The 24,236-nt window shown below is 68.5% G+C and carries 21 protein-coding genes; 12 read left to right on the plus strand and 9 right to left on the minus strand.

Annotated elements, in window-relative coordinates:
• Window positions 1–15 precede the first annotated feature (15 nt).
• The 5 genes from ASE72_RS16095 to ASE72_RS16115 form a co-directional block, all read right to left on the minus strand.
• Window positions 16–822, minus strand: a complete 807-nt coding sequence (locus tag ASE72_RS16095; protein WP_056023600.1) for a pyrroline-5-carboxylate reductase family protein — start codon at window positions 820–822, stop codon at window positions 16–18.
• A gap of 34 nt (window positions 823–856) precedes the next feature.
• The gene (locus ASE72_RS16100; RefSeq protein WP_056023603.1) at window positions 857–1,363 is read right to left on the minus strand and encodes a YbjN domain-containing protein; all 507 of its coding nucleotides are present in this window, start codon (window positions 1,361–1,363) and stop codon (window positions 857–859) included.
• 97 nt (window positions 1,364–1,460) lie between these two features.
• Window positions 1,461–1,715: an accessory factor UbiK family protein gene (locus ASE72_RS16105; protein WP_056023606.1), complete on the minus strand. Its 255-nt coding sequence runs from the start codon at window positions 1,713–1,715 to the stop codon at window positions 1,461–1,463.
• Between the two features lie 37 nt (window positions 1,716–1,752).
• Window positions 1,753–2,310, minus strand: coding sequence for a TspO/MBR family protein (locus tag ASE72_RS16110; RefSeq protein ID WP_235532398.1), 558 nt, complete (start codon window positions 2,308–2,310; stop codon window positions 1,753–1,755).
• A gap of 116 nt (window positions 2,311–2,426) precedes the next feature.
• Complete coding sequence (locus ASE72_RS16115) at window positions 2,427–3,185, minus strand: TlyA family RNA methyltransferase (protein ID WP_056023609.1); 759 nt, start codon at window positions 3,183–3,185, stop codon at window positions 2,427–2,429.
• A 187-nt stretch (window positions 3,186–3,372) separates the two neighbouring features.
• On the opposite strand from ASE72_RS16115, the gene ASE72_RS16120 reads away from it, so the two are divergent.
• The 9 genes from ASE72_RS16120 (at window position 3,373) to ASE72_RS16160 (ending at window position 13,388) form a co-directional block, all read left to right on the plus strand.
• Window positions 3,373–4,044 carry an RBBP9/YdeN family alpha/beta hydrolase gene (locus ASE72_RS16120; RefSeq protein ID WP_156350551.1) on the plus strand — a complete coding sequence of 224 codons (672 nt, stop codon included), beginning with the start codon at window positions 3,373–3,375 and terminating at the stop codon, window positions 4,042–4,044.
• Between the two features lie 198 nt (window positions 4,045–4,242).
• Window positions 4,243–4,425, plus strand: a complete 183-nt coding sequence (locus ASE72_RS16125; protein WP_056023613.1) for a hypothetical protein — start codon at window positions 4,243–4,245, stop codon at window positions 4,423–4,425.
• Between the two features lie 156 nt (window positions 4,426–4,581).
• Window positions 4,582–5,460: a TorF family putative porin gene (locus ASE72_RS16130; protein WP_056023616.1), complete on the plus strand. Its 879-nt coding sequence runs from the start codon at window positions 4,582–4,584 to the stop codon at window positions 5,458–5,460.
• Between the two features lie 106 nt (window positions 5,461–5,566).
• A complete protein-coding gene (gene kdpF / locus ASE72_RS16135) occupies window positions 5,567–5,656 on the plus strand; it encodes a K(+)-transporting ATPase subunit F (protein ID WP_056023620.1) in 90 nt (29 codons plus the stop codon).
• Between the two features lie 14 nt (window positions 5,657–5,670).
• Window positions 5,671–7,374 carry a potassium-transporting ATPase subunit KdpA gene (gene kdpA / locus ASE72_RS16140; RefSeq protein WP_056023623.1) on the plus strand — a complete coding sequence of 568 codons (1,704 nt, stop codon included), beginning with the start codon at window positions 5,671–5,673 and terminating at the stop codon, window positions 7,372–7,374.
• A gap of 12 nt (window positions 7,375–7,386) precedes the next feature.
• Window positions 7,387–9,423 (plus strand): potassium-transporting ATPase subunit KdpB, encoded by a 2,037-nt coding sequence (gene kdpB / locus ASE72_RS16145; RefSeq protein ID WP_056023626.1) that lies wholly within the window; start codon window positions 7,387–7,389, stop codon window positions 9,421–9,423.
• A 12-nt stretch (window positions 9,424–9,435) separates the two neighbouring features.
• Window positions 9,436–10,026, plus strand: a complete 591-nt coding sequence (gene kdpC / locus ASE72_RS16150; protein ID WP_056023629.1) for a potassium-transporting ATPase subunit KdpC — start codon at window positions 9,436–9,438, stop codon at window positions 10,024–10,026.
• Window positions 10,026–12,701, plus strand: coding sequence for a sensor histidine kinase (locus ASE72_RS16155; RefSeq protein WP_056023632.1), 2,676 nt, complete (start codon window positions 10,026–10,028; stop codon window positions 12,699–12,701). The genes kdpC and ASE72_RS16155 overlap by 1 nt, the downstream gene beginning before the upstream one ends.
• Entirely contained in the window at window positions 12,702–13,388 is a 687-nt protein-coding gene (locus ASE72_RS16160) for a response regulator transcription factor (protein WP_056023635.1), read from the plus strand.
• Window positions 13,389–13,529: 141 nt separating this feature from the next.
• On the opposite strand, the gene ASE72_RS16165 is transcribed toward ASE72_RS16160, so the two are convergent.
• The 4 genes from ASE72_RS16165 to ASE72_RS16180 form a co-directional block, all read right to left on the minus strand.
• The gene (locus ASE72_RS16165; protein WP_056023638.1) at window positions 13,530–15,926 is read right to left on the minus strand and encodes a TonB-dependent receptor; all 2,397 of its coding nucleotides are present in this window, start codon (window positions 15,924–15,926) and stop codon (window positions 13,530–13,532) included.
• Window positions 15,927–15,928: 2 nt separating this feature from the next.
• Window positions 15,929–16,870, minus strand: a complete 942-nt coding sequence (locus ASE72_RS16170) for a FecR family protein (RefSeq protein ID WP_056023641.1) — start codon at window positions 16,868–16,870, stop codon at window positions 15,929–15,931.
• The gene (locus ASE72_RS16175; protein ID WP_056023644.1) at window positions 16,867–17,370 is read right to left on the minus strand and encodes an RNA polymerase sigma factor; all 504 of its coding nucleotides are present in this window, start codon (window positions 17,368–17,370) and stop codon (window positions 16,867–16,869) included. The genes ASE72_RS16170 and ASE72_RS16175 overlap by 4 nt, the downstream gene beginning before the upstream one ends.
• A gap of 134 nt (window positions 17,371–17,504) precedes the next feature.
• Window positions 17,505–20,642, minus strand: a complete 3,138-nt coding sequence (locus ASE72_RS16180) for an autotransporter outer membrane beta-barrel domain-containing protein (protein ID WP_056023649.1) — start codon at window positions 20,640–20,642, stop codon at window positions 17,505–17,507.
• A gap of 403 nt (window positions 20,643–21,045) precedes the next feature.
• On the opposite strand from ASE72_RS16180, the gene ASE72_RS16185 reads away from it, so the two are divergent.
• Genes ASE72_RS16185 through ASE72_RS16195 form a run of 3 tightly spaced genes read left to right on the plus strand, consistent with a single transcriptional unit; the run spans window position 21,046 to window position 24,084 of the window.
• Window positions 21,046–21,807 (plus strand): SDR family NAD(P)-dependent oxidoreductase, encoded by a 762-nt coding sequence (locus tag ASE72_RS16185; protein ID WP_056023652.1) that lies wholly within the window; start codon window positions 21,046–21,048, stop codon window positions 21,805–21,807.
• A 46-nt stretch (window positions 21,808–21,853) separates the two neighbouring features.
• On the plus strand, window positions 21,854–23,014 hold the full coding sequence (locus ASE72_RS16190; RefSeq protein ID WP_056023653.1) for an acetyl-CoA C-acetyltransferase: 1,161 nt from the start codon (window positions 21,854–21,856) through the stop codon (window positions 23,012–23,014).
• Window positions 23,014–24,084 (plus strand): CaiB/BaiF CoA transferase family protein, encoded by a 1,071-nt coding sequence (locus ASE72_RS16195; protein WP_056023656.1) that lies wholly within the window; start codon window positions 23,014–23,016, stop codon window positions 24,082–24,084. The genes ASE72_RS16190 and ASE72_RS16195 overlap by 1 nt, the downstream gene beginning before the upstream one ends.
• The last annotated feature ends 152 nt before the right edge of the window (window positions 24,085–24,236 follow it).

Consider the following 24,236-nt stretch of genomic DNA (forward strand, 5'->3'; position numbering starts at 1 on the left):
GCAGGAGCATCGTCGCTAACTGGCGGTGCGCGCAGCCTCGGCCATTTCCGTATTACGCCGCGCGGACGCCGCGAGCGTCCGCGACAGGAGATCCACCAGCGCATCGCCGTCGTCGAGGATGTTCAGCCCCTCGCGCGTCGACCCGCCCGGACTGGCGACACGGTCGGCAAGCACCGCGGGCGACACGTCCGACGCACCGGCCATCCGCCCTGCCCCGTCGAGCGTGGCGATCGCCAGCCGCGCCGCCTGATCCGCGGGCAGGCCCAGCGCCTCCCCCGCCCTGGCCAGCGCATCGGCGAAACGGAACACGAACCCCGGCCCGCATCCCGCCAGCGCGGTCACCGCGTCGAACTGCGCCTCGTCGGCGATCCACTCGACCAGTCCAAGCGGCTGCATCATGGCCTCGGCCGCCTGCCGCGCCGTCGCGTCGCCGTCGGCGCCGTGCAGCGCAACCACACCATGACCTATCGAGACCGGCAGGTTCGGCATCGCCCGCACCACCGCCTGCGCCTGCGACAGCGTGCCGAGTGCGGCGAGATCCACGCCTGCGAGGATCGAGATCAACAGCCGCGGCGCGTAGGCGGCAAGCGGCGTGCTCCGCAGCGCGCCAAGCTGTTGCGGCTTCAGCGCGAGCATGACGATGTCGAAAGCGGCGTCGGCGGCTGCCGGCAGCGATGCGACGACACTGACACCCGCGGGCATCGCGCGCAGGCTCGGGCTGACGACGGTGACGCCGCGCGGGTCGAGCCCGTTGGCAAGCCAGCGGTCGAGCATCGCGCGGCCCATGTTGCCGCAGCCGATCAGCAGGACACGCCCCGTCATCCGCCGCCGCCCACGCAGCGGTGCAAACCGCCGGTCACGCCTCGCCCTGCGTCTCGATCAGCGCCGCGGCCAGCGCGTCCTGCGGCGTCTTGCCGCCCCACAGGACGAACTGGAACACCGGATAGAAACGCTCGCACTCCTCGATCGCCGATTCGACGAGCAGTTCGGCGGCCGACAACGACATCGTGCCGTCCTCGCCGCCGTCGACCATCGCCGCATGCCGGAACAACAGGATGCCGCTGGTCGACCACAGTTCGAAATGCCCGATCCAGAGCTGCTCGTTGGCGAGGCCGATCGTCTCGTAGACTGCCTGTCGCCTCTCGTCGGGAACCTTGATGTCTGGAAACGCGAGGAACTGCAGGACGCTGTCGTCCTCGCGCCACAACGCGCGCAACTCATAGGTCGCCCAGCTGCCCTTGACGGTCGCGACGATCTCGTCGTCATGACGCTCATGCTCCCAGCCATGCGCGGCGTAATACGCCTCGAGCATGTCGATGGGAGCGGCGTCCTCCTGGTCGTGGTCGGCGTGATCGAGCATCATATAGTCCTGGCACTCCCTATCGCACGACAAAGGGTGCCGAGGCAAAAATGCCCCGACAACCCCGATCGTCCCGAAAGTCCAGAAACCTGTGGAAAAGTCAGATATCGGCCCTTGTTTTGGCTTCGAGCGCATCGAGACGGGCCTTGAGCACGTCGTTTTCGTCGCGCGCGGCAGCGGCCATCGCCTTGACCGCATCGAATTCATCACGGCTCACGAAGTCGAGTCCGCCCAGCCACTCGCGCGCGCGCTCGCGAACGCCCGACTGTGCCTCGCGACCAACACCCGCAAACGTCCCTGCCGCCCCGTTGAGCACCTTGACGAAATCGTCGAACATCCGGTTTTCGGACTGCATTGTCTTTATCCTGCTAGTATCTTGCGGGTCGCATCTCTCACAACATCTGGGAGGTATGCGAGGGCGCCGCAAGGGTTTCGGCGTCGGGGTTGAGCGCGCCTATACCGTAAGCAAGCATTCCGGCAAAGCTGATCCACACCATATACGGTACCATCAGCCACGCCGCGGCCTTTCTGATCCGCGCGAACACGATGGCTGCGGCGATCGACAACGCCAGCATCGCGACGATGATCATGACCGACAGCCCGATCTTGTGCAGGCCGAAGAAGACGGGGGTCCATGCGAGATTGAGCGCGAACTGCGCGACGAACAGCGCGATCGCCGTTCCCCGCATTGCGGCTCCGCGTGCGTTGAGGATCATCGCGAGCGCAAGCCCGATCAGGATGTAGAGCGTCGTCCAGGCGACCGGAAACGCCCAGCCCGGTGGCGTCAGCGCGGGCTTCGCGAGCGCCTGATACCACGCACTCTCGCTCCCGACCGGCACCGATCGACCCGACAGGAACCCGAGAAGCACGATCAGCGGAACGGTCACCACCGCCCAGCGCAGGAACGACATCCGCAACTGACCCTTTGACGCGATACCGCCCACAAACATCCTTTCACCCTTGATTGGCACCGTCCTGCCGCGCGAACGCGACGCCGTAAACCAAAAGCATTCGCCGTCGCTGCGATAACTGGTTCATTCTATGACGATGTGCGGCAATCGGGCGGTTATACTTCCTTCGCGGCGCCAACTGTTCCGGTCCGTGCGGCAACGAGAAACTCGATATTGCCTTCGGGTCCGGTGATCGGGCTCTCGACCACGCCGTCGACCTGCCAGCGCTGCTGCTCGAGCCACGCGACGACCGCGTCGCAGACGCGGGCATGGATCGCCGGATCGCGCACCACCCCGCCCTTGCCGACCTCGTCGCGCCCCGCCTCGAACTGCGGCTTGATCAGCGCCATCAGCCGCGCGCCTTGCCTGGCGAACTGCATCGGCCGCTCGAGCACCTTGGCAAGCCCGATGAAGCTCGCATCGCAGACGATCAGGTCGATTGGCTCGGGGATATGCGCCGCGGTCAGGATCCGTGCGCTGGTCTGCTCATGGACGACGACGCGTTCGTCCTGCCGCAATTTCCACGCGAGCTGATTGGTCCCGCTGTCGACCGCGTAGACGCGCGTCGCACCCTGGGTCAGCAAGACGTCGGTGAACCCCCCGGTCGACGATCCGACGTCGATCGCCACCGCGCCGCGGACGTCCCAGCCGAATTGCGCCAGACCATGCGCAAGCTTGACGCCGCCGCGCGAAACCCAGGGATGATCGCGACCGCGAACGTCGAGCGCGACATCCTCGGCGAGCGTCTGACCGGGCTTTTCGATCTTGCGCGTGCCCGCGAACACCAGCCCCGCCATGATCAGCGCCTGCGCGCGCGTCCGCGACTCGACCAGCCCCCTGTCGACCAGCATCTGGTCTGCGCGTATCTTCGCCATGGCGCCGCTATCGCGCCCAGATCCGATCACCGCAAGCTGCCTTCCTTTTGCCGCAATATCTATTGCCTACCGAACCGGTAGGATTATGTTCGCTGCAGGGATCGTGACCGAATGGCGTGCCCTAGAGCGTCCTGCGGTCATGATCCCGCCCCCCGCGAAAACGGGGTCCTGGAAAAGGAGACGCGCCGTGGGTTCGTTTGCACCATATGATAGCGTTCAGCCGACCATTCTGACCGTCCCCGGGCTCGGCGGCTCGGGCCCCTCGCACTGGCAGACGCTGTGGGAGGATGCCCGCCCCGACACCGTCCGCGTCGAGCTCGGCATGTGGAATACGCCCCACCGCAACGCCTGGGTGACGCGGCTCGACGAGGCGATCCGGCGGGCCCAGGCCCCCGTCATCCTCGCCGCGCACAGCCTGGGATGCCTGGCGGTGGCGTGGTGGGCCGAACTCAGTCCGCAACCCTATGGCTGGCCCGTCGCGGGCGCATTGCTCGTCGCGCCCGCCGATGTCGATCGCAACGGCGCACAGGCCGAACTCAAGGGCTTCGCACCCACGCCGCGCACACCGCTGCCGTTTCCATCGATCGTCGTCGCGAGCAGCGATGATCCCTGGGTCACGCCGGCACGGGCGCACAGCATGGCGGCGGACTGGGGCAGCCATTTCGTCGATGCCGGTCCGCAGGGCCATCTGAACGCCGCAAGCGGTGTCGGCTGGTGGCGCGAAGGTCAGGACCTGCTCAACCGCGTCATTGCCGCCAGCGGCGACGGGCGCGGCCAGGCCCTCCCGCCTGCCACGGCACGCTCGATCCTCGCGATCAGCGCGACCGATGCCGCGCAATCGCATTATCTGGGAGGCTGAAGCGAGGCCGTGAACGCACGGCCGCGGCGCTGACCCGGGCGCCGTGCGCGCCCGCGCAACCGCACATGCGACCCCAGCGTGGCCGTGCGTTCGGCACGGATCCCGCCCGCCCCTTGACCCGGAGATTATTGGATCGATTGGCTTATGCGCGCTCGATAACGCTTGTATGACCGTCGCGGTTAAACGGAGACAAGCGATATGGACGTCAATGCCCAGGGCGAAGATACGAAGTCGGAACGGGCGGAGATCCATTTCCTCGCCGCATTGGTCGATGAACTGATGCGAAAGATGATGGCGGCAGGGATCATGTCGCAGGCTGACCTCAACGACATCGAAAACGCCGTGGCGGCACGCACCGGCAGCAACCCCAGAGCCTGGTAGGACGACGCAAGCGCCGGACGGCGTAAAAAAGCGCCGTCTATATGCGCGCTATATGCCTTTTCCCGGAATCGATCTCGAATTGCTACGACGGATGCGCCTAATCGCCCATCCCTGAAGGCATCGTCACGTGACGAGCGCCGTTCAAGGGGTGCAAGAATGAAGTTCCGTCATGCGGCCGCGGTCGTCGCGATCCTGGCTTTCCCCGTCACTGCGAAGGCGCAGTCGAGCCCGACCGACGCGGGCGCGGCCACCGGCGATACGGCCCCCCCGCCGGCGCTGACGATCAGCGGGTCGGCGGCGATCGCGTCCGACTACCGGTTCCGCGGCGTGTCGCAGTCCGACCGGGAAATGGCCGTCCAGGGCGGCATCACGGTGTCGCACGAGAGCGGCCTGTACGCGGGCGTCTGGGGATCGAACCTTGCCGGCTGGGGCACGTTCGGCGGCGCCAACATGGAGCTCGACCTGATCGGCGGCTACAAGGCGAAGCTTGCCGACAACGCCACGCTCGACGTCGGCCTCACCTGGTACATGTATCCGGGCGGGGCCGATAAAACCGACTTCGCCGAGCCCTATGTGAAGCTGACGGGCACGACCGGTCCGGCGACGCTGACCGCGGGCGCGGCCTATGCCCCCAAGCAGCAGGCGATCGGCAAATGGTATGCGACCGGCGCCGATGCGGTGGCGGGCGTCTATACGAGCCCGGGCGACAAGGACGACAATCTGTACCTGTGGGGCGACGGCGCGCTGGCGGTGGCGGGCACGCCGATTACCGCCAAGGCGCATGTCGGGCATAGCTGGGGGCAGGACGGACTGGGGCCGAACGCCACCGCGGTATCGCCGACCGGGGCATACTGGGATTGGTCGCTCGGCGCGGATGCCACCTACCGGAACCTGACCTTCAACGTCAGCTACATCGACACTGACATTTCGGCCGCCGAGGCGACCTATCTGCGCCCCAGTTTCAGCAAGGGACAAGACGGCACCGGCAATATCGCCGGCGGCACGATCGTCGCGTCGCTGACCGCGGCCTTTTGAGGAGAGATGGTGATGGACGACCTGCTCTGGATTCTCGTCATGGTCGGGCTGGTGGCGGCGACGCTCGCTTATGCCCGGCTCTGCGACAACGCATGAGGACGCACGCATGACGCTCGATCTCTGCCTCGCGGCGCTGACCGCGATTGGCCTTCTCGTCTACCTGGTGGCGGTCCTGATCCGCCCCGAACGCTTCTGAAGGAGGCGGACACCATGACATTCCAGGGCTGGATCCTGATCCTCGGCTTCGTCGCCATCCTGCTCGCGCTGACCAAACCGGTCGGCGTGTGGCTTTTCACTCTCTACGAGGGGCGGAGGACACCGCTCCATGTCGTGCTCGGCCCGGTCGAGCGCGGCTTCTACAAACTCGCCGGAATCGATCCCGACGCCGAGCAGGGGTGGCGGCGCTATGCGCTGCACATGCTGCTGTTCAACGTCGCGTTGATGGCGTTCACCTATGCCGTGCTGCGCTTGCAGGGCATGCTGCCGGGCAACCCGCAGGGGCTGGCCGGGCTCAGCCCGAACCTCGCGTTCAACACCGCGATCAGCTTCACCACCAACACCAACTGGCAGAGCTATGGCGGGGAATCGACGATGTCGAACCTCAGCCAGATGCTGGGGCTGACGATCCACAATTTCCTGAGCGCGGCTACCGGCATCGCGCTGGCGTTCGCGCTGTTCCGCGGTTTTGCGCGGCGCGAATCCAAGGCGATCGGCAATTTCTGGGCGGATATGACGCGGGTCACGCTCTATATCCTGCTGCCGATCTCGATCGTCTACGCGCTGTTCCTGATCGCCAGCGGCGTGCCGCAGACGATGGCGGGCGTGGTCGACGTCCAGACGCTCGAGGGCGCGAAACAGTCGCTGCTGCTCGGCCCGGTCGCGAGCCAGGAAGCGATCAAGATGCTCGGCACCAATGGTGGCGGCTTCTTCAACGCGAACTCCGCGCACCCGTTCGAGAACCCGACCGCGCTGACCAATCTGATCCAGATGCTGTCGATCTTCCTGATCGGCTTCGGGCTGACGTGGACGTTCGGCAAGGCGGTGGGCAACACCAAGCAGGGCTGGGCGATCCTCTCGGCGATGGTGATCCTGTTCCTCGCGGGCGTCACCGTCACTTATTGGCAGGAAGCCGCGGGCAACCCGGTGCTCCAGCATCTCGGCGTCGCGGGCGGCAACATGGAGGGCAAGGAGGTCCGCTTCGGGATCGCCGCGTCCGCCTTGTTCTCGGTCGTCACGACTGCAGCCTCGTGCGGCGCGGTCAACAGCATGCATGACAGCTTCACCGCGCTCGGCGGGATGATCCCGCTGTTCAACATGCAGCTCGGCGAGGTCGTCATCGGCGGCGTCGGCGCAGGGATTTACGGCTTTCTGCTGTTCGCGATCCTCGCGGTGTTCGTCGCTGGGCTGATGGTCGGGCGCACACCCGAATATGTCGGCAAGAAGATCGAAAGCCGCGAAGTGAAGCTCGCGGTGCTGGCGATCGCGGTGCTGCCGTTGATGATCCTCGGGCTGACCGCGCTGTCATCGGTGCTGCAACAGGGGCTGGCAGGGCCGCTCAACAAGGGGCCGCACGGCTTCTCGGAGATCCTCTACGCCTTCACCAGCGCGGTCGCCAACAACGGCTCCGCCTTTGCGGGCCTGACCGCCAACACGCCTTATTACAACGGGCTGCTGGGCGTCGCGATGTGGGTCGGGCGGTTCTTCATCATCGTGCCGATGCTCGCCATCGCCGGCAGCCTCGCGGCGAAGAAGTACACGCCCGAAAGCGCAGGCTCGTTCCCGACGACGGGCGGGCTGTGGGTGGGGCTGCTGGTCGGCATCATCCTGATCCTGGGCGGTCTCACCTTCCTGCCGGGCCTCGCGCTCGGTCCCATCGCCGATCATCTTGCGATGATCAGCGGCACATTGTCCTGATCGGGGGCCACCATGGCAAAGACCCAGACAAAAAGCCTGTTCACGGCCGACCTCGTCGTGCCCGCGATCAAGGCCTCGTTCCTCAAGCTCAACCCCAGGGAGCTGATCCGCAACCCGGTGATGTTCGTCACCGCCGTGGTCGCGGCGTTGATGACCGTGCTGCTCGTGGTCGGGCAAGATAGCCTGTCGATCGGCTTCAAGCTCCAGCTCGTCATCTGGCTGTGGCTGACCGTGTTGTTCGGCACGTTTGCCGAAGCGCTCGCCGAGGGGCGCGGCAAGGCGCAGGCGGCGTCGTTGCGCGCGACCAAGGCCGAACTGACCGCCAAGCGGCTGAAAGGGGACGGGCGGCAGTTCGATGCGGTGCCCGCCAGCCAGCTCAAGGTCGGTGATATCGTGCTGGTGGAGACCAACGACCTGATCCCGTCCGACGGTGACGTCGTTTCGGGGGTCGCCTCGGTCAACGAGGCGGCGATCACCGGCGAGAGCGCGCCGGTGATCCGCGAGGCGGGCGGCGACCGCTCGGCGGTGACCGCGGGCACGCGCGTCATCTCGGACGAGATCCGCGTCAAGGTGACGGTCGAACCCGGCAAGGGTTTCCTCGACCGGATGATCGCGCTGGTCGAAGGCGCCGAGCGGCAGATGACGCCGAACGAGATCGCGCTGACGCTGTTGCTCGTCGGGCTGACGATCATCTTCCTGATCGCGGTCGGCACGATCCCGGGCTTCGCGTCCTATGCCCACGGGTCGATCCCGGTGGCGATCCTCGCAGCGTTGCTGATCACGCTGATTCCGACGACGATCGCCGCGTTGCTCTCGGCGATCGGAATCGCGGGGATGGACCGGCTGGTGCGCTTCAACGTGCTCGCCAAGTCGGGTCGTGCGGTCGAGGCGGCGGGGGACATCGACGTGCTGCTGCTCGACAAGACCGGCACGATCACGATCGGCGACCGGCAGGCGAGCGAGTTCCGCGCGGTCTCCGGCACCAGTCCGCAGCGCCTCGCCGAGGCCGCCTTGCTCGCGAGCCTTGCCGATGAAACGCCCGAAGGCCGCTCGATCGTGGTGCTTGCGCGCAAGGCGTTCGACGTCACGACCGACGCGCTTCCGACCGGGGCCGAGATCATCCCGTTCACCGCGCAAACCCGCATCTCGGGCGTGCAGATCGGCGACACGTTGATCCAGAAGGGGGCGGTCGATTCGATCCTGCGCGCCAATGCCGGATCGGGCGAAACCGCGGCGGCGACCGAACTCCGCAGGATCACCGACGAGATCGCCCGCGCGGGCGGGACTCCGCTGGCGGTGGCGCAGGACGGGCGTCTGCTCGGCGCGATCTTCCTCAAGGACGTCGTCAAGGCCGGCATCCGCGAGCGGTTCGGCGAGCTGCGCGCGATGGGCATCCGCACGGTGATGATCACCGGCGACAACCCGCTCACCGCGGCGGCGATCGCGGCGGAAGCGGGCGTGGACGATTTCCTCGCGCAGGCGACGCCCGAGGACAAGCTGGAGCTGATCCGCAAGGAGCAGACCGGCGGCAGGCTCGTCGCGATGTGCGGCGACGGCACCAACGACGCGCCCGCGCTCGCGCAGGCCGATGTCGGCGTCGCGATGAACACCGGGACGCAAGCCGCACGCGAGGCGGGCAACATGGTCGACCTCGACAGCGATCCGACCAAGCTGATCGAGATCGTCGGCCTCGGCAAGCAGTTGCTGATGACGCGCGGTGCGCTGACGACCTTTTCGGTTGCCAATGACGTCGCGAAATATTTCGCGATCATCCCGGCGATGTTCGTCGCGCTCTATCCGGGGCTTGGCGTGCTCAACGTGATGCGGCTGGGCGGCCCTGAAAGCGCGATCCTGTCCGCGATCATCTTCAACGCCGTCATCATCCCCTGCCTCGTCCCGCTGGCGCTGCGCGGCGTCGCTTACAAACCAATGGCAGCCGGGCCGCTGCTTGCACGCAACCTCGCGGTGTACGGTCTGGGTGGCCTCGTCGCACCGTTCATCGGCATCAAGCTCATCGACCTTGTGGTCGGTGGCCTCGGTCTCGCATAAGGAAGGACAGACATGGGCAAGGATTTCACCTCCGCGCTGCGGCCGGCGATCGTCATGACGATCCTGTTCGCGGTCCTTCTCGGGCTCGTCTACCCGCTCGCCATGACCGGTATCGGCCAGGCGTTCTTCCCGAACCAGGCGAACGGCAGCCTGGTGCGCGATGCCCGCGGCACTGTCATCGGCTCGACCGTGGTGGGACAGGCCTTCACGACGGATCGCTATTTCCAGACGCGGCCATCGGCGGCCGGCAAGGGCTATGACGGTCTGGCGTCGTCGGGGTCGAACCTTGGCCCGGCGAGCCAGGCGCTGGTCGATCGCGTGAAACCCGACATCGCGAAACGCCGTGCCGAGGGCGTGGCCGGGCCGATGCCCGCGGATCTGGTCACCGCCAGCGGGTCGGGGCTAGACCCCGACCTGTCGCCCGCCGCCGCGCTGTCGCAGGCCCCCCGCATCGCGCGAGTCCGCAACGTGCCGGTCGAGCGGGTTCGCACTTTGGTCACGGATGCGACGGATGCGTCGATCCTGGGTGAGCCGCGCGTCAACGTCCTCGCACTCAACCGTGCGCTCGACGCCTTGCCAGCCTCCGGCGCGCCCGCGCGCTGATGCCGGTCTCGGGCGACGGCAGACCTGATCCCGACGCCCTCCTGCGCGCCGCCGCGCAGGAGGGTCGCGGGCGTCTCAAGGTCTTCCTCGGCGCCGCGCCCGGAGTCGGCAAGACCTTCGAAATGCTGTCCGAGGGCGCGGCGCGCCGACGCGACGGGGCCGATGTCGTCGTCGGCGTCGTCGAAACGCACGGGCGCGCGGAGACCGAGGCGCTCACCCGCGGGCACGAGATCATGCCGCGCCGTCCGATCCCCTATGAAGGGCGGACACTGTACGAGATGGATCTGGACGCGATCCTCGCGCGTGCGCCGGGCCTCGTCCTCGTCGACGAACTCGCGCACACCAATGCAGCGGGCAGCCGTCATCCCAAACGCTATCAGGACGTCGAGGAACTGCTCGCCGCGGGGATCGACGTCTATTCGACCGTCAACATCCAGCACGTCGAGAGCCTCAACGACGTGGTCGCCAGCTTCACCCGAGTCCGTGTCCGCGAAACGGTGCCCGACAGCGTGCTGGAAATGGCCGAGATCGAGGTGGTCGACATCCCGCCCGACGAGCTGATCGATCGGCTGAAGGCGGGCAAGGTCTATCTGCCGCAGGAAGCGACGCGCGCGCTGTCGCATTTCTTCTCCAAATCCAACCTGTCGGCGTTGCGCGAACTCGCGCTGCGGCGCGCGGCACAGGCGGTCGACGCGCGGATGCTCGACGACGTGCGTGCGCTGGGCTTGGGCGGCACCTGGGCGGGCGGCGACCGGATCGTCGTCGCGATCAACGAACTGCCCGGTGCGGACACGCTGGTGCGCGCGGGCAAGCGCGTCGCGGACGGCTTGCGGGGCCCGTGGACCGCAGTGTTCATCGAAACCCCGCGCGCGGCCCATTTCACCGACGCGCAGCATCAGCGCGTCGCCGCCGCGATGACGCTGGCGACGCAGCTCGGCGCGGTGGTCGCCACTGTCCCGGCGACCGATGTCGTGGAGGGCCTGCAGAACTTCCTCGCCGACGCGCGCGCGACGCAGCTGGTGATGGGCAAGTCGCACCGGTCGCGCTGGTTCGAATGGCTCCACGGCTCGGTCGTCGACCGTGTGATCCGCGACACGCCCGGCGTCACCGTCCATGTGCTGCCCATCGTCGCGGATAAGGCGGGCCGCGAGCGCGGCCGGCGCCGGCCGGCACAGTGGGGGACGCCGGGCGGCTACGCGATCACGACCGCGCTGGTCGCGAGCATCACCGGCATCGCCAGCGCGCTGCTCCACATCCTCGATCTCGGCAATGTCGCGCTGCTGTATCTGCTGCCGGTGATGGCGGCGGCGAGCCTGTATGGCCTGCGCACCGGGCTGTACGCGGGCATCGCCTCCAGCCTTGCCTACAACTTCTTCTTCCTGCCGCCGGTCGGCACGCTGAGCATCAGCAACCCCGAGAACCTCGTCTCGGTCGTCGTCCTGCTCGGCATCGCGATCGCGACGAGCCAGCTGACCTCGCGCGTCCGCGCGCAGGCCGATCTTGCCGCGGCGAGTGCGCGGACCAATGCGACGCTCGCGGGGTTCCTGCGCCAGATCACCAGCGTCAACGACATCGACGTCGCCGCGCAGATGATTTGCGACGACGTCGGCGGGCTGCTCGACGTACAGGTGATCCTGCTCGTCGCCGGGACGGGCACCAACCTCGAGATCCTCGCGGCGAGCGATGCGGCCTACCATCTCGACACGATGGACACCGCCGCCGCCACCTGGGCGCTCGACACCGGGATGGCAGCCGGCAAGGGCTCGGGCACGCTCGCGGCATCGGAATGGCTGTTCCAGCCGCTGAAAGCCGGTGGCCGCGTGCTCGGCGTGCTCGGCGTGGCGAAGGAAACGACCGCCGACCCGGTTCGCGCCGACCAGCTGCCGTTGCTCAGCAGCCTGCTCGATCAGTCCGCGCTGGTGCTCGAACGGTTGCGGCTCGAAGTCGAGATGCGCGATGTCGAGACGGTGCGGACGCGCGACCGGTTGCGCGCGGCGCTGCTGTCCTCGGTCAGCCATGACCTGCGCACCCCGCTCACCGCGGTCATCGCCGCGGCGGACCAGCTCGAGCATGGCGCGACGCCAGACCTGATCGCGACGATCAAGGCCGAAGCCGCCCGGCTCAACCGCTTCGTCGCCAATTTGCTCGACATGGCGCGCGTCGAGGCAGGTGCGCTGAAACTGAACATCGAACCGACCGACCTCAGCGATGCGGTGACCGGCGCGGCGCACGATGCGCGGCGCGCGCTGGAGGGGCATGCGGTCCGGCTCGACGTCCCGCCCGATCTGCCGCTGGTCTATACCGACCCGCAGTTGCTCCACCATTGCCTGCTCAACCTGCTCGACAATGCCGGGCGCTACGGCGATCCCGGCACCGAGATCGTGATCGAAGGGCGGCACCGCTTCGGCGAGCTTCGCCTGGCGGTGAAGGATCACGGCCCCGGACTGCCGCCAGGCAAGGAAACCGAAGTGTTCGAGACGTTCCGCCGCCTCGAGGGGTCCGATCGCGCGATCGGCGGGACGGGGCTCGGCCTCGCGATCGTCAAGGCGTTCGCCGAGGCGATGGACATGACGGTCGAGGCCGGGAACCGCGACGACGGTCCGGGCGCTGCCTTCGCGCTGATCTTCCCGCGCGCGCTCATCGTCCGCGATCTCAAACCGGAAAGCCTTGCCTGAATGCCCGCAAAGATCCTCGTGGTGGACGACGAAGCCGCGATCCGCCGCCTGCTCCGCAACACGCTGACTCGCGCGGGCTATGCCGTGGTCGAGGCGGAGGACGGGCGGCAGGCGCTGCACCAGGCGGCGGTCGAACATCCGAGCGCGGTGCTGCTCGACCTCGGCCTGCCCGACCGCGACGGGTTGAGCCTGATCCCGTTGCTGCGCACGCACGGCGACGCCGTGATCCTGGTCGTGTCGGCGCGCGATGCGGTCGACGAGAAGGTCACGGCGCTCGATCTGGGGGCGGACGATTTCATCACCAAGCCGTTCGACAGCGAGGAACTGCTGGCCCGGCTGCGCGTGGCGCTGCGGCATCGCGGATTGCCCGAAACCACGCCCAAGATCGTGCGCACCGGCGACGTCAGCATCGATCTCGATCGCCGGGTCGTGTTCCGCGGCGACGAGGAACTGCACCTCACCCGCAAGGAGCATGACGTGCTGGCGGTGCTCGCGCGGCATATCGGCCGGGTCGTGACGCACCAGCGCGTGCTCGCCGCGGCGTGGGGCGGGGAGGAGGATCCGCGCGTCGAATATCTCCGCATCGTCATCCGCAACCTGCGGCAGAAACTGGAACATCCCGGACCCGTCGGCAGCGTCATCGCCAATGAGCTGGGGGTCGGATACCGGCTGCGCGCGGACGCCTGACAAACGCGCAGGGCATCCTATCACGTCGCCCTGGCCGGCGGCGCGCTTGCGTGCTGCAACCCCGTTCGCTGCGGCGATCTCGACCACGCGCGGACGATACAGTGCCTTCGCCGCTAGCGACGAAGCCTGTCAGGCACCCGCTCAGAACGCCGCGTCGAGCCCGAGCCGGAGCGTTCGCGGGCGCAGCGGCGTCACCTGGTCGCGACCGGTGGTGAACGGCGTGCCGAGCGCGAAGCGATTGCCGCGTATGTCAGCAAGGTTGGTGATCCCCGCGGTCACGCCGAGCGCGCCGAGCCCCAGCCGGGCAGTGACGCCGCTGTCGAGATAGCTGCCCTGGCTCTGGCCGAGCACCGGGCCGACGCCGAGCCGTGACGACCCGACGTACCGGACCCAGCCGTCGATCTTGATGTCCTTCGCACCCGCGAGCTGCTGCGTGTACACCGCGCCTGCGCGCGCGGTGATGCGCGCGATATTGGGGATCTGGCTCAGTCGCGCCGCCAGCTGCGCGCGCGTGACCGCGGGATCGGCGGCGAGGGTGCCGACGAGGTCGAACAGCCGCGCGCTCGAGGGTTCGTCGATGCGACTGTCGTTGAACGACAGCGCGCCCTCGATCCGCAGCGCCTTCGTCAACCGCGCGCCCGCGGTCGCCTCGATCGTCCAGAGTTCGCCGTCGCCGATGTTGGCGGTGCTCGGCAACCCCGATCCGTCGATGAAATCCGCCTGGATGTCGCGCCACGAGGTGTGCGCGAGCGTGAGCGCCGCATCGAACCGGTCCGCACCCGGGCGGCCCGAGCGAAGCCCCGTCTCGATCGTGGCGACGCGGTCGTTGCGGAACCGGCGTACGAAGTCGCCCTCGATCGCGAGCCCGCCGGGGCGGAAGCCCTGCTGATACCGCAGGAACATCTGGACCTGCGGCGTCAGCTCGAACAGCGCCGATGCCGATGGCAGCATGATCGTCTGCGCCCGCTGTGCGGTCGTCGCCAGTTGCGCCAGCGTGACGCGCTGCGCGATGTCGGCGCCCTCCCCGTCGAGGACCGAGCGGGTCACGCGCAATCCCCCGGTGGTCAGCAATCCGGGTAGCAGGCGCACGCTGCCTTCGCCGTACACCGTCGTCTCGGCGATGCCGTTGACGACCCCGGTGGTCGGCAGCAGCGCGTCGGGCGCGCCGTAGAGCCGGGTCAGACGCGTGCGGTTATGGACATAGCTGAACCCCGCGAGCCAGCCCGACCCATCCGCACGCGACGACCATAGCCGTGTCTCGTTGGCCTGCATCCGGGTGCGGTTGGCCTGCGCGAACAGCCGTACCGGCTCGCCGGGCGCGGTCGCATCATACCGCTCCATCAGGTCGTGCGCGGTGATCCCGCTGGTCGAGCGGAAGCGCACGTCGCCGAAGCCACCGGAAAGGACGATCTGCCCCTGCCCGAAGTCTGCCGAAAAGCCTTCGGTAACCGGCGCTGACCGACTGAGCGGGCGGCCGTCGCGATCGGCGTACTGGCTGTCCGCGCCACGGATGCGCTGTCCGATACCGATCAGGTCGACGCTCCAACCCGCCGCGATATCGAGATGCGCCGCGGCGCGTCCGCCTTCGATGCGGGTGCGATTGACGTCGGTGCGGCCGAGCAGCGGCTTGTCGATATAGCCACCCTCGCTCGACGCGTTGGCGACGACACGGATCGCCAACCGGTCGAGGAGGACGGGTATGTTCGCGACGAGCTGCGTGTCCGCGCCCGGTGCGCCATGCGTCGTCGCGGACCCGCCGATCGTCGCCGATCCGCTGAACCGCGAGGGATCGGGGGCGTTGGGTACCAGCCGGATCAACCCGCCAAGCGATCCCGCGCCGTAGAGCGTGCCCTGAGGCCCCTCGAGCACCTCGACCGCGGCGAGGTCCGCTAGGCGCAGGTCGGGGTCCGGCGCATTGTAGCTCAACCGCAGGTCGCCGAAATACTGGCCGACCGTGGCCTGCGTGGGTCCCGTGAAGCTCGAATCCGCGATGCCGCGGATGAAGAGCTTGTTGCGACCCGCGCCGAGATAGGTCGAGGCGACGCTGGTCAGCCGGTCGGCGAGCCGCTCCGTCCCGCCCGCCCCGCCGAACTCCAGATCGCGGCCCGCGACGCGCGCGAACTGGCCGGCGAAATGGTCCCGCGTCGTATCGCGCTTGCTGGCGGTGACGACGATGTCCGCGTTCTTTTCGGGAGGCAGGTCGGATCGACGCGCGCTTAACGGGCGCAGCGGCCTTGCGGTCGTCGCGGTCGTCGGCTGCACCACCAGCCGCCAGCTGTTCGGCCCGATCGCCTCCACCCGCGCACCGGCGTGGCGGGCGATCAGCGCGAGCGCCGCCTCCACATGCATTCCCGCCGGCAGGCTTGGCACGCGTCGCGCCCAGAGCCGGGGATCGGGCACCACGACGCTGATACGCGCGACACGGCCGAGCGCCATCACCTGCTGCCCGACACTGCCCGCGGGCAGCGCGACCGTCAGCGTTCCGGCAGCGGCGGGGGCCGCTGCCACGAGGAGTGCCGCGAGGGCGCCTCCCGGCATCTTCACCCGCGCGGCTCCAGCGTCCAGCCCTCCGCATCCTGGCGCACCGTCACGTCGAGCAGCGTCCCCAGCAGCGCCGGTCGCGTCCTGACGGTCTCGACATCCAGCGTGCCGCGGAACGTCCGCGCCGTCAGCCCGGGCGCGGCGACCACGCGTCGCCCGGTCTCCCTCGACAGGTCCGCCGCGACCTCGGCCAGCGGCGCGTCGTCATAGGCGAGCCGCCCTTCGCGCCAGCTTCCGACGTCCGCCGTCGCGACGGTGCGGCGTACCCGCGTCGCGCCGTCGGCGAAGATGGCCTGGCCCGGATCGAGGCGCAGCGCCGCACCGTCGGGATCGACGAGCACCGCGCCCTCGGCCACCGCGACATGGATGCGCGTGCCCGCCGCCTTGACGTCGAAGACGGTGCCGAGGTCGACAAGCCGCAATGCCCCCGCCTGCACCGCGAACGGGCGTGCGGCATCGTGGCGGACCCTAAACAGCATCTCGCCGCGCTCGACGGTGGCAACGCGCGCATTGCTGCGATCGAGCCAGACGGTCGATGCACCCGCCAGCACGATGCTGCTGCCGTCGGCGAGGAGCACGGTGCGCTGTTCGCCCGCCGCGGTGGCGATCGCATAGGGTTGCGGCGCCTGTGTCCACACGCCGAGCCCGATCGCACCGGCGAGCGTCGCGGCGATCGCGCCGCCGATCCAGCGGCGTCGCGCGGGTCGGGCAACGAATTCGACCGGCGCCGGCGCCATCGTCGCCCCTGCCCCAACGCCTGCTGCTGCCGCTGCCGCCGCCGCTACCGCAGCATCGTCAAGCATCGTCACGGCGCGGTCGTAGCGGCCCGAGCGCGTCGTATCCGCCTCCAGCCACGCGAGGAACGCATCCCAGTCGGCATCGGGTTCCGCCATGCGGATCGCCCAGCCCAACGCCTCGTCGTCGATATGCGCGTCGGTCATCGCATCCGTTCCTTCAGGTCCGCGAGCGCACGAGCGGCGACGCGAAGATTGCTCTCGACCGTGCTGAGACTGATCCCCAGTTCCGCCGCGATCTGCCGCTGCGGCACGCCGTCGATCCGCGCGCGGCGAAAGATCGTGGCGGTCCGCGCTTCCAGTCCGGCGAGCGTGGCGGCAACCTGCGCCGCTTCCTGCCGTGCAGCGATCACGCGTTCGGCGGTCGGATCGGCATCGTCCTGCGCTTCGCTCCAGTCCTGGTCCCGCAGCGTCGCCTGCCGGTGCGCGCGATACCGGTCGATCATCAGCATGTCCGCGGCGCGGAACAGATAGGCGACCGGATTGCCGATCGGTCCGTCTGCCCGCCCCGACACCTTGATCCACAGATCGTGGACCAGATCCTCGGCCGCATCCGCAGCACCGCGCGCGGCGAGAAAGCGGACCAGCTTGTCGCGATTGGCGAGGAAGACGGCCTCGATCCCTGTGGGAGATCCGGGGGGCGGCATGACGATGACCGGTTCGAAGGGGCGGGAAGGCAGCCGTCTAGCCGAACCACCGGGAAGAGAGAAGGCGCTCCACCCGGGGGGATGGTGGAGCGCTGCCCTTGCAGGCATGCAGCGGCCGGGCATGCCTCCCTCGCCTAGAAGGCGAACTGGAGGGCCGCGCGCGCCGACAGCGCGACGTCACCAAGCCGTTGTTCTGCGCCGACTTCCCCGCTCAGGCGCACCTCGGTCGTGCCCGTGATCGCGCGCACCTTGCCGGTCCAGCCGCTGTCACGGCTCTCGGGATCGAGCGTGAAGGCGTCGCCGCTGCCGAAGCTGGCGGTCGTGCGACCAAGCGCGCCCGCGATGCGCTCGCGCCGGCCGCCCTCGACCTCGATTCGGCTCCACTGGTCGTAGCGATTGTCGCCGCCGAAATTGATTCCCGCGGCAAGACTCGCAGTGACCGCGAGCTCGTCGCTGTTCCGCTTGCGCACCGTCAGGTCATATCCCGTGCCGCCGCCGGTCTCGCGATAGGAATCCTCGTTCAGCCGGTAATAGTCGATCGCCAGCACCGGTCGCAGGCTGAACTGCCCGATCGGCTGCTCGTACGATACGGCACCCGATCCGGAATAGAGCATGCCGTTCCAGTCGGCGTCCGCGCGACGCTGGACGTTTTCGGTCTCGAGTTCGGCATCGAACTGCCGGACGCTGTCGAACGAGACGAACGCCGCCGACCCGCGCAGCTGCGCCGCGAAGCCGCCCCAATGCCCGCGCCAGAAGCCTGCGAGTTCATACTGGCTATGCTTGATCTTGTTGACCGCCAGCCCCTCATTGTCGGTTCCGCTGAGATAGGCGAGCGAGACGCCGAAATTCCCCGCGCTGGTCTTGCGCTCGAGCCCGCTGCTGAGACCCCAGCCATGGACATCGTACCCGGTCGTGCTGCGCTCCGCCTTCGACGCGTCCCATCCGACCGGGCTGAGAAAGAACCCCCAGCCGCCCTCTTCGGTGAACGCGCCGGCAGGCTCGCGCAGCTGCGATGCCGCCGCGCGCGAGGCGAGCGTGACGCTTTCGAACAGCCCGCCCGAATAGTTCGGCAGCATCTGATCGATCGCCGCGCGGAACGCTGCGCCGTCATAGAGGCCGCGAATTGCCACGGCGAGCTTCGCATCGCTGCCGATCGCGCTATCGACCGCATCGAACGCGCCCGTCGCGGCGGTGTTGAGGCCGAGCTCGGTCTTCGCCTTGCGTACCACGTCGACGACGATCTCGTTCGGCGCGGCCGCGACGATCGCCCCCCGGTAGAGGAACGGCACCGTCGCGTCCGACAGCGTCAGGTTCTGCGCGCCGGTCAGCGTGCCCGATCGCAACACGACATATTGCCCGGCGATGTCGGCGCCCCCGGCGACGCGCAGCGCGAGCTTGCTGCCCGTACCGATCGTCGACGCGCCGGTCACGGTGATCAGGTTCGCGACGGGATTGGCCTTGTCCAGCGCGACCGACAGGACCGACTGGTCCCCCAGGTTGAGTGATCCGATCGTCGCACCGCCGCTCACCGCAAGCGTGCCGCCGCCGGATGCGACCGTCACAGCGACGTTGCCGGCATTCACCAGTCGCCCGGCAAAGACGCCCTTGCCGCTGATCGCCAGCGTGTCGGCGCCACCGCCGGCGAAGTCGGCCGTGCCGTTGAAGCGGGCCGTGTCGCCGATCGCGATCGTGTCCGCGCCATTGCCGAAGCTGGCGGTGCCGGCAAAGCTGCTCGCGCCGCTCATCTCGAGCCGGTTGCTCCCCGCGCCGAACGCGACGTCGCCGTTGACCGAACCTCCAGCGAGTTCGAGCCGGTCGCTGCCGGTGCCGAAGCGGATCGCCCCCGTGATGCTCGGCGCGGCACCGGTCGTCGGAGCCGTCTGGCGCACCACCGCGCCGCTGGTGTTTGCCGACAGGTCGATCGCCACCGACCGCGATGCGTCACCGCCCGCCGCGGTGATCACGCCGCTATTCTCGACCAAGGTCACGCCGCCGGTGCGGTCGAGGATTGCGACCGCGCTGGCACCGGTCGCCGCCGCACGGACGGTGCCCGTATTGCGGATCGTGGGTACCGAGGCCCCCGTGTCGACCAGCACCGCGACCGACTGGGTCGTCGTCGAACCGCCACCGGTAACGGCGACGGTTCCGCCCAGCCGCAACTCGGGCGTCGTCGCGCCTACGCCGAACCGGATGCCCGTTGCCGACGCACCGGTGGCGTTGGCCTGCACCGATCCGGCCACCGCGACGCCGCCGGCGATCGTGACGGCACCACCCAGCCCGCCGATCGCGAGCCCCGTGGCGGCGATACCGCTGTAGACGCCGTTGCCCGTCACGCGACCGTTGATCGCCAGCCCTGCCGCCGGCGTGCTGCCGGCGATCGCGCCGATTGTCACCGCCCGGTCCGCCGCGCCGATCTGGAACGCCGGCGCCGCGCCATAGGCCACGACATCCGCCAGCTTGTCGGTTGCCCCCGACAGCGTGATCCCGCCTGTCACATTGCCCGCGACGACCAGCGCCGATCCGCCCTGCAGCAGATCGTCGGCGTCGAGCTTCGACGGGTCCGCCGGCGCCGTGGTCGAGCGATAGCCGGTCACCCCGATCTGTCCCTCGATCACCAGCGCGCCGCCGATATCGCCGTCCAGACGCGCGCCGACCGCGTCGTGGCCGGTCGCGGTGATGGTCCCGCCGAGCGTGACGTTCCCCGTCACCGCCGCGAGCCGCACGCCCACCGATCGGTCGCCCAGCACGTTGGTCTTGCCGCTGTGGCTGAATGCGCCGGTCAGCGGTCCGCCCAGATGGACGCCCGCGGAGTCGTTCCCCTCGATGGTGATCTCGCCGCTGTTGGCGATGGTGCCGGTAAACGCGCCCGCCGTGCGGATCCCGGTGCGCGCGCTGCCCTGCGCGAACGGTCCGTCGAGGTCGCCGTCCTTGTCGGCATCGATCGGGGTATAGGTCTCGTCGATGATGATCTTGCCGGTGTTGGTGATCGAAGCGCTCACCCCCGCCTGCGCCGAAATGCCCGACGCGCCGTTCGAATCGGTGACCTGGATCGTCCCTGCATTGCTGACGGCGTTGTTGCTGTCGATCGTCACCGCGGTCCCGCTTGTCGGCACGACGCTGCCCGCCGCGACGATCGAGACGCTATCGGCACCACCGTTCTTGACCGTGGACGTACGCACGGCGGTCGTGCGCTTCGTATCGACCACCGTCTGCGCGGAAGCGGCAGAAGCGATGGCAAGCGTGGCGGATGACGCGAGAAGCAAGCGGTGCACGGATAGGTCCCCTTTTGGATGTCTTCTGACACCCCAGACGGAGCGAAACCGCGAAAGCCTTGGATGAACGCGTCGGGCCGGATGCCGACGCCGCGGTCAGGGTCGGACCGCGCGTGGCAACGCGAGCGCAAGACATGTTGAAAACCTAGCTGCCCGAGCGCAAAACCGGCACGGGGCGTTCAAACCTGCCCCGACACAGAAGCCGGATTGACCAAACCGGCCGAGGAGAGGTGGATTGATCCACGACGAAGACCGGACGGTGATCCGCGCTGCCGATCGTGCCCTGGCGCCTGCCGAAGCCGATGCGGCGACCGTTGGCGCGTGCGGCTCGACCGCGATGCGCCGCCGACAGGCCCCAGTTGCGCCCCGGAGTTCTCCGCAATTTTCATAGGAATCAGACTTTATGAAGATAGACGGCGTCGCAGCGATCGTGACCGGCGGGGCTTCGGGTCTTGGCGGCGGGACGGTCGAGCGGCTCGCGCGGCACGGCGCGAAGGTCACGATCCTCGACCTCAACGAAGAGCTGGGTACGACGCTGGCGACCGCGGTCGGCGGGCATTTCATCCGGGTCGACGTCACCGACGAGCAGGCGGTCGCCGGCGCAATCGCAGAGGCGGAGGCGGTGAACGGCAAGGCCCGCATCCTCGTGAACTGCGCCGGGATCGGGCCGCCGGGAAAGGTGATCGATCGCGACGGCCACCCGCTTCCGCTCGCCGCCTTCTCGAAGATCGTCACGATCAACCTGATCGGCACGTTCAACGTCCTCTCGCAATTCGCCGCCGCGCTGCACACCGCCGATCCGATCGGCGAGGAGCGCGGCGTCGTCATCAATACCGCCTCGGTCGCCGCCTATGACGGCCAGATCGGACAGGCGGCCTATGCCGCGTCCAAGGGCGGTGTCGTCGGCATGACCCTGCCGATCGCGCGCGAACTCGCCCGCTACGGCATCCGCGTCATGACGATCGCGCCGGGTATCTTCTGGACGCCGCTCCTCGCGATGCTGCCGCAGGACGCGCAGGACAGCCTGGGTGCGCAGGTGCCGTTCCCCTCGCGTCTCGGCCAGCCGGATGAATATGCACAGCTCGTCGAGGCGATCGTCACGAATCCGATGCTGAACGGCGAAACGATCCGGCTCGACGGCGCGATCCGCATGGCGCCCCGATGACGGCCCGTCCCGCGTCCCGTCAACCGCACTTTGTGGGAGCCTGATCATGCCCGATGCCTATATCGTCGACGCAGTCCGCACCGCCGGAGGCCGCCGCAACGGGCGCCTAGCCGGCGTACACCCCGCCGATCTCGCCGCGATCGTGCTTAACGCGCTGCTCGATCGGACCGGGATCGATCCCGCAGCGGTCGAGGACGTCATCACGGGATGCGTCACGCAGGCGGGCGAACAGTCGTTCGCGTTTGGCCGCAACGCCGTCTTCGCCTCGAGATTGCCCGACAGCGTGCCCGCGGTCACGATCGACCGGCAATGCGGCTCGTCCCAGCAGGCGATCCAGTTCGCCGCGCAGGCGGTCATGTCGGGCACGCAGGACGTCGTCATCGCCGCCGGTGCCGAGAGCATGAGCCGCGTGCCGATGTTCACCAACCTGTCGCTGCACCGCCAGGCCGGCATTGGCACCGGCCCCGTGAGCGAGAGCATTGCCGCACGGTTCGGCGTCGCGGAGTTCAGCCAGTTTCACGGTGCGGAGATGATCGCGCGGAAACACGGCTTCGACCGCGACGCGCTCGATCGCTATGCGCTCGAGAGCCACCGCCGTGCCGCTGCCGCGACCGAGGCGGGCGCGTTCACGCACGAGATCGCAGCGGTCATCGTCGACGGCGAGCCGCATCTGCGCGACGAAGGCATCCGGTACGACGCCACGCTGGAGGGTATCGGCGCGGTGCGGCTTCTGCAGGAAGGCGGGGTCATCTCTGCCGCCAACGCCAGCCAGATCTGCGACGGCGCGAGCGCTGTCCTCGTCGTCAACGAACGCGCGCTGAAAGCGCATGGCCTCACCCCCATGGCCCGGATCGTCGACATGACGGTGACCGCGGGCGACCCGGTCATCATGCTCGAGGAACCGCTCTTTGCGACCGACAAGTCGCTGCGCAAGGCGGGTCTGTCGATCGACGATATCGACCTTTACGAGGTCAACGAGGCGTTCGCGCCAGTGCCGCTCGCGTGGCTCGGGCATGTCGGCGCCGATCCCGCAAGGCTGAACGTCAACGGCGGCGCGATCGCGCTTGGCCACCCGCTCGGCGCCAGCGGGACCAAGCTGATGGCGACGCTCGTCCACGCGCTGCGCGCGCGCGGCAAACGCTATGGCTTGCAGACGATGTGCGAGGGTGGTGGCATCGCCAACGTGACGATCATCGAGGCGCTCTGATGACGCCGCGCGCGGGCGATCTGGCCGTGGCGCCCCGCTCCGGCCCGCTGGTCGGCCTGCGCGTCGTGGAGTTCACCGGCATCGGGCCGGGGCCGCACTGCGCGATGCTGCTTGCCGACCTTGGCGCGGAGGTCGTCCGGATCGACCGCAAGGGGGGCAACGGATGGCCGAACCCCGTCGTCGACCGGGGCCGCACGACACGGATTCTCGACCTTCGTACGGACGAAGGACGCGAAGCGGCGCTTGCGCTGTGCGACGACACCGACGTGGTGATCGAGGGCTTCCGACCCGGCGTGATGGAGCGTCTGGGGCTCGGCCCGGATATCATGCTCGGGCGCAACCCGCGCCTCGTCTATGGCCGCATGACCGGCTGGGGACAGGACGGCCCGCGCGCGACGACCGCTGGCCACGACATCAACTATATCGCGCTGACCGGCGCCTTGGCAGCGATCGGCGCACCAGGGCAGCGGTCGGTGCCGCCGCTCAACCTCGTCGGCGATTTCGGTGGCGGATCGCTGTTCCTCGCGTTCGGCATCATGGCCGCGCTGTGGGAGCGCGAACGATCGGGATTGGGCCAGGTTGTCGACGCGGCGATCGTCGATGGCGTGAGCAGCCTGATGGCGACATTTGCGGGTCTCATCCCCTCGGAGCGGATAACGCTCGACAAGTCGCGCAATCCGCTCGCCGGGACCGCCCCCTATTACCGGACCTATCTGTGCGCCGATGGCCGGGAGGTCTCGGTAGGCGCGATCGAGCCGCAATTCTGGGCCGAGATGCTCCGCCTGCTGGGCATCGAGACCGACGATCCCGCAGCGATGCGAGACGAGGCACGATGGGGCGAGACCACGCTTCTCCTCGAACGCACCTTCGCCAGCAGAACCCGCGACGAATGGAGCGCGGTGTTCGCCGGTTCGGACGCCTGCGTTACCCCGGTGCTGACGTTTGCCGAGGCGATGAGTGATCAACACCTTCTCGACCGGAAAACCTATCTCGGAGCGGACGGCAGCCGGACCCCCGCGCCCGCCCCCCGCTTCTCGCGCACACCCGGCGGCATCGACGACACGGTGTGACACGCCGTCGGTGCATCCGCCGTCCGATGGGGACACCGGGCCCGCCTTCTCCACCCTTGAAAATATGCCGCCGCGGCGGGCAAAAGCCAAAACGTCACCGAACAGTCGCCGGGCGGTAACGCGGATCGGCAATGGCGCGAACCGAAGCTGCA

The sequence above is a fragment of the Sphingomonas sp. Leaf20 genome (genome assembly GCF_001421535.1).
Classification (GTDB): domain Bacteria; phylum Pseudomonadota; class Alphaproteobacteria; order Sphingomonadales; family Sphingomonadaceae; genus Sphingomonas.

What these genes read in the sequence shown, in the direction of transcription:
- ASE72_RS16100 (WP_056023603.1), bottom strand. Translation starts at nt 1,363, where the DNA reads ATGATGCTCGATCACGCCGACCACGACCAGGAGGACGCCGCTCCCATC.
- kdpC (WP_056023629.1), top strand. Translation starts at nt 9,436, where the DNA reads ATGGGCAAGGATTTCACCTCCGCGCTGCGGCCGGCGATCGTCATGACG.
- ASE72_RS16095 (WP_056023600.1), bottom strand. Translation starts at nt 822, where the DNA reads ATGACGGGGCGTGTCCTGCTGATCGGCTGCGGCAACATGGGCCGCGCG.
- kdpF (WP_056023620.1), top strand. Translation starts at nt 5,567, where the DNA reads ATGACGCTCGATCTCTGCCTCGCGGCGCTGACCGCGATTGGCCTTCTC.
- ASE72_RS16170 (WP_056023641.1), bottom strand. Translation starts at nt 16,870, where the DNA reads ATGACCGACGCGCATATCGACGACGAGGCGTTGGGCTGGGCGATCCGC.
- ASE72_RS16175 (WP_056023644.1), bottom strand. Translation starts at nt 17,370, where the DNA reads ATGCCGCCCCCCGGATCTCCCACAGGGATCGAGGCCGTCTTCCTCGCC.
- ASE72_RS16130 (WP_056023616.1), top strand. Translation starts at nt 4,582, where the DNA reads ATGAAGTTCCGTCATGCGGCCGCGGTCGTCGCGATCCTGGCTTTCCCC.
- ASE72_RS16195 (WP_056023656.1), top strand. Translation starts at nt 23,014, where the DNA reads ATGACGCCGCGCGCGGGCGATCTGGCCGTGGCGCCCCGCTCCGGCCCG.
- ASE72_RS16115 (WP_056023609.1), bottom strand. Translation starts at nt 3,185, where the DNA reads ATGGCGAAGATACGCGCAGACCAGATGCTGGTCGACAGGGGGCTGGTC.
- kdpB (WP_056023626.1), top strand. Translation starts at nt 7,387, where the DNA reads ATGGCAAAGACCCAGACAAAAAGCCTGTTCACGGCCGACCTCGTCGTG.
- ASE72_RS16165 (WP_056023638.1), bottom strand. Translation starts at nt 15,926, where the DNA reads ATGCCGGGAGGCGCCCTCGCGGCACTCCTCGTGGCAGCGGCCCCCGCC.
- kdpA (WP_056023623.1), top strand. Translation starts at nt 5,671, where the DNA reads ATGACATTCCAGGGCTGGATCCTGATCCTCGGCTTCGTCGCCATCCTG.
- ASE72_RS16105 (WP_056023606.1), bottom strand. Translation starts at nt 1,715, where the DNA reads ATGCAGTCCGAAAACCGGATGTTCGACGATTTCGTCAAGGTGCTCAAC.
- ASE72_RS16110 (WP_235532398.1), bottom strand. Translation starts at nt 2,310, where the DNA reads ATGTTTGTGGGCGGTATCGCGTCAAAGGGTCAGTTGCGGATGTCGTTC.
- ASE72_RS16160 (WP_056023635.1), top strand. Translation starts at nt 12,702, where the DNA reads ATGCCCGCAAAGATCCTCGTGGTGGACGACGAAGCCGCGATCCGCCGC.
- ASE72_RS16155 (WP_056023632.1), top strand. Translation starts at nt 10,026, where the DNA reads ATGCCGGTCTCGGGCGACGGCAGACCTGATCCCGACGCCCTCCTGCGC.
- ASE72_RS16190 (WP_056023653.1), top strand. Translation starts at nt 21,854, where the DNA reads ATGCCCGATGCCTATATCGTCGACGCAGTCCGCACCGCCGGAGGCCGC.
- ASE72_RS16185 (WP_056023652.1), top strand. Translation starts at nt 21,046, where the DNA reads ATGAAGATAGACGGCGTCGCAGCGATCGTGACCGGCGGGGCTTCGGGT.
- ASE72_RS16125 (WP_056023613.1), top strand. Translation starts at nt 4,243, where the DNA reads ATGGACGTCAATGCCCAGGGCGAAGATACGAAGTCGGAACGGGCGGAG.